At 69.2% G+C, this 7,036-nt stretch carries 7 protein-coding genes; all 7 read right to left on the bottom strand.

The window, feature by feature from the left end; genetic code table 11:
- Positions 1 to 857: 857 nt before the first annotated feature.
- The gene (locus tag ABD333_RS41875) at positions 858 to 1,232 is read right to left on the bottom strand and encodes a hypothetical protein (RefSeq protein ID WP_344548207.1); all 375 of its coding nucleotides are present in this window, start codon (positions 1,230 to 1,232) and stop codon (positions 858 to 860) included.
- Between the two features lie 304 nt (positions 1,233 to 1,536).
- Positions 1,537 to 2,376, bottom strand: a complete 840-nt coding sequence (locus ABD333_RS41870; RefSeq protein ID WP_344548206.1) for an NAD(P)H-binding protein — start codon at positions 2,374 to 2,376, stop codon at positions 1,537 to 1,539.
- Between the two features lie 234 nt (positions 2,377 to 2,610).
- Positions 2,611 to 2,895, bottom strand: a complete 285-nt coding sequence (locus tag ABD333_RS41865; RefSeq protein ID WP_344548205.1) for a hypothetical protein — start codon at positions 2,893 to 2,895, stop codon at positions 2,611 to 2,613.
- Between the two features lie 177 nt (positions 2,896 to 3,072).
- A complete protein-coding gene (gene tyrS, locus ABD333_RS41860; RefSeq protein ID WP_344548204.1) occupies positions 3,073 to 4,350 on the bottom strand; it encodes a tyrosine--tRNA ligase in 1,278 nt (425 codons plus the stop codon).
- Positions 4,351 to 4,425: 75 nt separating this feature from the next.
- On the bottom strand, positions 4,426 to 4,848 hold the full coding sequence (locus tag ABD333_RS41855; protein WP_344548203.1) for a hypothetical protein: 423 nt from the start codon (positions 4,846 to 4,848) through the stop codon (positions 4,426 to 4,428).
- A complete protein-coding gene (locus ABD333_RS41850; RefSeq protein ID WP_344548202.1) occupies positions 4,835 to 5,488 on the bottom strand; it encodes a DNA-3-methyladenine glycosylase in 654 nt (217 codons plus the stop codon). The genes ABD333_RS41855 and ABD333_RS41850 overlap by 14 nt, the downstream gene beginning before the upstream one ends.
- 82 nt (positions 5,489 to 5,570) lie before the next feature.
- Positions 5,571 to 6,992 (bottom strand): argininosuccinate lyase, encoded by a 1,422-nt coding sequence (argH, locus tag ABD333_RS41845; protein ID WP_344548201.1) that lies wholly within the window; start codon positions 6,990 to 6,992, stop codon positions 5,571 to 5,573.
- Positions 6,993 to 7,036: the final 44 nt, after the last annotated feature.

Genomic DNA, 7,036 nt, shown 5'->3' with positions numbered 1-7,036 from the left:
TGTTAAGCACGCCGCCAGCGTTCGTCCTGAGCCAGGATCAAACTCTCCATCAAGGCCACACGACCCACCCGAACCAAAAGACCCGAGCGAGCCAAACCTCAGAGCAAATCCCAGCAATGCAACCCCCCAAAAGGGGCCGCTTTGCCTCAAAGAAATCCCCAACCACAACCCCCAACGAGGATCGCAGCCACGGGGAGACCAGACACACAAAGTGCGCTGGCCTATAAAGGCACTGGCTTTTAACACGCTGTTGAGTTCTCAAGAAACGGACACCCACCGCGCCAGACCACCGCTCCCGCGGCACCCGACTCCGGGGCAACCCTTCAAGCTTACCCAAGCTGCCCGGTTTGTCAAACTTTCGAGCTACTTGGACCCTTCTCGACCGATTCAAGGGCGTCGCAGAGCTACGACCTTGAAGTCCGAGGGGGATCCCCTTGGGGCCGACCACCTCTCGGCGTCCTGCTCCCCCGTGGGGCAGGTACGACATTAGGTCGATGCCCCACCGTCGTCAAATCGACGCCGGGACGCTGCCTGCCGGTCATTTAGCCTGGTCAGGGCGCATTCTCCTGTACTCATGGGCGTTCTGAGATACCCACTGCGACCGCATTGTGATCCAGATCTACCGAAGTTTTCCGCCTCCCTGACGCGCACGTGTGTGGCGAGGTCTTACCTAGCGGACGGCAGTGCGGGCACAGGAGCGGTCGACAGCTCCCCCGCCGACGAGGTCTAGGACCTCAGCCATATACCGATGAAAGGACGGACCTGCGTCCGGCCCGGGGAGGGCCACCTGGCCACTCCCGTCAACCATGCCTGGGAAACCGGTACGAGCCGCTGCTCGGCCATCGTCCAGCCGCCGTCTATGGCTGAGGTCGGTTGAACTGGGGCGACCACGGGCTAGGGGTCTCCGGTTCGGCCCGTCGGCGGTAACGCAGCGGAGGTCGGTCGATCACCTCGACGAACATGATCCGTCCGTTGACGACGTCGAGGTTGAGCATGCCGTTCGAGGGCGTGAGGGGAACACATCTATGGCCGGGTCCGTACGGCTGGCCTTGGGGATGGACTTCGGTGCGGAAGCTCTGGCAGAAGTCGTCGCCGCAGCCGCAGCCGGCGACCAGACGAAGGTCCCATGCGCACAGGGCAAGCTCCCGCTCGCCTTCCCCTTCGAGCAAAGCCACCAGTTCAGTGACCAGCTCCGGGAAAACCTGGCGCACAAGAGGATGTTCGGCCTCCATGGGAAAGACCATAACCGAGGGCTGAGGGCGCGAGATCCGCACCAGGGCACCTCCTCTCACGTCCAGCACGTGTCGGGCTATGGGGTTCCAGGCACACGCGAGGAGCGAGGTTCGTGATCATGATGCCGACCATCGTGAGCGGGTTCCTACCATCGCGAGGCCAGAGGGCCCGCACGGGCCGCTCTCGATCACCGGGGCGCCAAGTGTGACGGCCGGCGCGGTGCTGCCGCCCCGGCCGGGCGGCGGAGAGAAGCCCATCGATCCTGGCCGTCTCCTCCGCGCCCGGTGCGGCATGCCTCAGAGGCTAGCCACCGAAGTCACGCACGTGGTCGACGACCCATTCGCGGTAGCTCAGCGCGGGACGTCCCGTGATCTCTTCGACGGCGGCCGTGACCTCTTCCGGCTTCCTGGTCACCTCCAGCATGCTCTCTATCGTGGCCTCGACCGCCTCGGGCGGCAGCCAGGACAGGAACTGCTGCCTGGCCTCCTCCAAGGAGAGCGCCTCGAAGCGCAGCGGCCGCCCGGTGACCTCGCCGACGATCCGCACCCGCTCCGCCTGGCTCAATGCCTGCGGCCCGGTCAGGTCGTAGGTGGCGCCGACGTGCCCGTCCTCCAGCAGCGCCCGCACGCCCACGGCGGCCAGATCGGCCTCGTGCACCAGTGATCGCCGCCAGCCGCCGAACGGCTCACGTACCACGCCGCTGTCCTGGATGTCCTTTGCCCAGGCCAGGTCATTGCCGGCGAACCCGCCGCCACGCAGGAACGTCCATTCCACACCCGACTCGGTGATCAATCGCTCGAGCAGGCCGTGGGAGTCGAGAACAGGGCCACCGTCGGGCACACCCGCGCCCATCGACGACATGTACACCACACGACGTGCCCGTTCCGTTATGCGCCGCACCGCCTCGGCCGCGGCGTCATCGGCGGCCAACGTCGGCCAGACCAGGAACACCTTGTCCACCCCGTCCAGCGCCGCGTCGAGGGAACCCGGATCCGCCAGGTCGCCTCGTACCACGTCCACGCCGCCAGGCAGATCCGCCGCCTCCGGTTCGCGTGCCAACGCTCGAACCTTGACGCCCTCCTTGAGGAGCCGCGTCACCACTTGTCCGCCGACCTTCCCGGTCGCTCCAGTTACCAGAATCATGAAATAGACGCTATGCGCTGGGGAAACGGTCAGCATCAGTCAGCTGACTGGGTTGTGGTACACACCGGTGGCCACTGCGTCTCGTTCTCCGACCGGTCAGCAGCATCATCTCCTGCACCCATCGTCGGCCTGTGTCCCAGTGGTGCAGCGCCTTGGGCCCCGGCGAGCGCGGCCACTGTCGGCTTCGTGCTCGTGGGCCGGCTCACCGATCATGGGCTCGGTGTCGGCCGGCCTTCATGCTCGCGGAATGTCGAAGCCCAGCTCGCGCAGCTCCGCCGCCTGCGGGCTGTCCGGATCGAGCGGCCGGGCCGCGGTCAGCACGATCCGCGCGTGCTCCGGCGTGATGATCGTCAGCTCGGTGGAGTTCCACGGCATCTCCCTCGGACCGCTGGTGCATCCCGGAACGAGCTCCTCACAGCCGGCCGCGATCTCGTCGAGCTGGCTGAGCACGCACGCGAAGCTGACGCTCATCGCCGGGGCCTCGCCCGACCGTTCGGCGTCGCCGGGCACCAGGAGCACGTCCTGGAACGCCCACCGCCGCAGGTGGGTCAGCCGGTCCGGGATCGAGAACAGGTCGATGAATCCCAGCCCGCGGGTCCAGAAGTCCCTCGAAGCCGCAAGGTCACCGGTGGGGAGGGTGACGATCGGCGAACGGGCCGGTCCGACAGCTCGGACCGGCCCGTCTTCGTGCGGTGCCTAGGAGGGGGTCACGTCAACGCCGCCCACGTTGCGCTTGCCCCGGCGCAGGACCAGGTAGCGGCCGTGCAGGAGGTCGTCGGCGGCCGGCACGGCGTCCTCGGCGTCGACCTTGGCGTTGTTAAGGTACGCGCCGCCCTGGGCGATCGTGCGGCGGGCCTCCGACTTGCTCTTGCACAGTCCGGTGGCGACCAGCAGGTCCGCCACGGCCGGCAGCTCTCCCGGCGCGATCCGCGTCCGCGGCACCTCTGCCAGCGCGGCGCCGAGGGTGCGCTCGTCGAGCTCCTCCAGCGACCCCTGGCCGAACAGCGCCCGTGAGGCCGCGATCACGCGCCGCGTCTCGTCGGCGCCGTGGACGAGGGTGGTGACCTCCTCGGCCAGCGCGCGCTGCGGCGCCCGGGCGGCGGGCCGTTCGACGCCCTCCTTCAGCAGGGCCTCGATCTCCTCGCGGGACCGGAAGCTGAACACCTTGAGGTAGTTGTCGACGTCGCGGTCGTCGGCGTTGAACCAGAACTGGTAGAACGCGTAGGGCGAGGTCAGCTCGGGGTCGAGCCAGTAGGTCTCGCCACCGGCCGTCTTGCCGAACTTGGTGCCGTCGGACTTGGTGAGCAGCGGCGTCGTCAGCGCGTGCGCCGTGCCGCCCTCGGCTCGCCGGATGAGGTCGACGCCGCCCGTGAGGTTGCCCCACTGGTCACTGCCGCCGGTCTGCAACCGGCAGCCGTACCGCCGGTAGAGCTCAAGGAAGTCCATCGACTGCAGCAGCACGTAGCTGAACTCGGTGTAGCTCATCCCGGTGGTGTCGAGCCGGGACTTCACCGTCTCGCGGGCGAGCATCCTGTTGACCGGGAAGTGCTTGCCGATGTCGCGCAGGAACTCGATCACGGTCATCGGCCCGGTCCAGTCGAGGTTGCTGACCATCATCGCGCCGGTCGGGCCGTCGTTGAAGTCCAGGAACTTCGACACCTGGCCGCGGATGCGCTCGACCCATCCGGCGACGGTCTCCTCGGAGTTGAGCACCCGTTCGGCGCTCTTGCCGCTCGGGTCGCCGATCAGCCCGGTGGCGCCGCCGACCAGCCCGATCGGGCGGTGCCCCGCCTGCTGGAACCGCCGCAGCGTCAGGATCTGGATGAGGTTGCCCAGGTGCAGCGAACGCGCCGTGGGATCGAATCCGCAATAGAGCGTGACCGGCCCCGCGGCGAGCAGTGCCCGCAGTTCGCCCAGATCAGTGGACTGCGCGATCAGATCGCGCCACGCGAGATCGTCGATGATGTCGGTCACGTTCTCCCTCGTCTCCGCCTTGCAGTCGGTCTCTCACCAGGGTGCCCGATGAGCCGCTGATCACGGTAACGGTATTCACCGGCCGCCCAGGAACTTTCGGGCCGGGACGAACAGCTCGTGTCCCGAGTCGAGCTTGATCCGCACCCCGTCCGGCCGCCACTCGGCACCGCTGATGCGGGGCGCGTCCTCGCCGGTCGCCTCGAAGGCGACGCCGTGCCCGTAGGAGAGGCTCGGGTACCTGCCGATGACCACCTCGTACGGCCGGTGCCTGCGCAGGATCATGCTGCGGACGCGCACGACGCCCGCGTAGTGGATCGATTCGTCCGGATAGCGGACCGACGCGGGCTGCCGAACCTGACTGATCACCTTTGTGTCGCGCAGCCCGCCGTCCGCCCAGGCCACCATCGCGGTGCCGATCACTCCGATGGACAGGCCCGCCGCGACGCCGCCGCGGCCCCACGGCCGCCGGGGTCCATGGCGCGCGTCAGGCTCGCCCATTGGCGATCGCTTCGTCGGTCACCACGGTGCGCTTCCTGGGGACGTGCGCGCGGTACGGGGAGACCGTGGGGTCGCCCTCGATCCAGAACCGCCACGGAGTCTCCTTGGCTCCGTTCACCCCCGTGCGCGGGCCCGTGCTGATCAGCTCTGCCGGGCCCGGTTCTCCGGCCAGGATTCTCAGCGGGCTGTCCGGGGAGCACACGTCGAGCCCGTACTGCTCCCGGCCGATCGCCAGCGCCTGGCACAGCCGCGCGGGGCCGCGCGCCAGGTCCCGCACGGTCGAACGCGGACGCCGGGACGCGGCGAGCTCCACCCCCGAGATCACCTCGCCGGCGCGGAGCAGGACGGCGGAGGCCGTGCCCTCCTCCGCGCAGACGAGGTTCATGCAGAAGTGCATGCCGTAGGTGAAGTAGACGTACGAGAAGCCGGGTGGGCCGAACATCACCGCGTTGCGCTGGGTCCGGCCTCGGTAGGCGTGCGAGGCGGGATCGAGTGGCCCCGCGTACGCCTCGACCTCCGTGAGCCGCAGCAGGACCTCGCCGTCCTCGTTCCGGTGGGCGAGCACCTGCCCGAGCAGGGCGGGCGCCACCTCCTCGACGGGACGGTCGAAGAACTCCCTCGGCAGCAACTCCGTGGTCATGGCCTCACCGTGATGCTCGACGACAGGGGGACATCGATCGGCCATCGTACGGCCCCCGCCTCCCAGCTCCGGCCACGCCGGATCAGGGGCTGTCCGCGCCGGCGGCCCAGGAGGCGTGGTCGTTGACCAGGGTCCGGAGCGCCTCGGCCTGCTCGCGTACGCGGTCGGGCGCGGTGCCGCCGTAGGCCTTGCGGGAGGCCAGCGCGCCCGGGACGTTGAGGATCTCGCGCACGTCCGGCGTGAGGTGCGGGGAGACCTTCGCCAGCTCGTCGTCGGTGAGCTCGTCCATGTCCTTGTCGTTGACCTGGCACCACACCACCAGGTGACCGACCACCTCGTGCGCGTCGCGGAACGCCACGCCGCGCCGGACCAGCAGCTCGGCGAGGTCGGTGGCGAGCGCGAAGCCCTGCGGGGCCAGCGCTTCGAGGCGCTCGGTGTTGATCCGCATCGTCGCGATCAGGCCGGCCATCGCGGGCAGGACGAGCAGCAGCGTCTCGACGGCGTCGAAGGCGCCCTCCTTGTCCTCCTGCAGGTCGCGGTTGTAGGTGAGCGGCAGGCCCTTGAGCGTGGTGAGCAGGCCCACCAGGTGGCCGATCAGGCGTCCGGCCTTGCCGCGCGCGAGCTCGGCCACGTCGGGGTTCTTCTTCTGCGGCATGATCGACGACCCGGTGGCGTAGGTGTCGTCCATCTCGATCCAGCGGAACTCCTGCGAGGCCCAGAGGCAGATCTCCTCGCCGAGCCGCGACAGGTGCACGCCGAGCAGCGCTGCCGCGAAGAGGAACTCGGCCACGAAGTCACGGTCGCTGACCGCGTCCATGGAGTTGGCGGCGGCGGAGTCGAAGCCCAGCTCCGCGGCGGTGGCCTGCGGGTCGAGCGGCAGCGAGGAGCCCGCCAGGGCGCCCGAGCCCAGCGGCGACACGGCGGCGCGCTTGTCCCAGTCGCGCAGGCGCTCGACGTCGCGGGTCAGCGGCTGCACGTGCGCCAGCAGCTGGTGCGAGAACAGCACGGGCTGCGCGTGCTGCAGGTGGGTCATGCCGGGCGCGGCCACCCCGAGGTTGTGGTCGGCCTGGGCGATCAGGGCGGTCTCCAGCTCGACCACCCGCGAGACGATCTGGCGGGCGGCGTCGCGCAGGTAGAGGCGCAGGTCGGTGGCGACCTGGTCGTTGCGGCTGCGGCCCGCGCGCAGCTTGCCGCCCAGCGTGCCGAGGCGCTCCAGCAGGCCGCGTTCGAGCGCGGTGTGCACGTCCTCGTCGGCGACGGTGGGCCGGAACTCGCCCGACTTGCAGGCCTCTTCGAGGTCGTCCAGAGCACCGATCATGCGCTCCAGCTCGTCGGCCGTGAGCAGCCCCGCCCGGTGCAGCACGCGGGCGTGCGCACGCGAGCCCATCAGGTCGTACGGGGCGAGCCGCCAGTCGAACTGGACGCTCACCGAGAGCCGCGCGAGCGCGTCCGACGGGCCGCCTTCGAACCGGCCGCCCCACAGTCGCGTCGGTGCCTTGGTCACGGAAATCCTCTACTTCCCAGCGCTGATGGTTCGGTTCCACCGTC

This window comes from Actinomadura fulvescens (genome assembly GCF_039533225.1).
Lineage (GTDB): Bacteria > Actinomycetota > Actinomycetes > Streptosporangiales > Streptosporangiaceae > Spirillospora > Spirillospora fulvescens.
The sequence above is the reverse complement of the archived record's forward strand: the minus strand, read 5'-3'. Positions and strand labels throughout refer to the sequence as shown.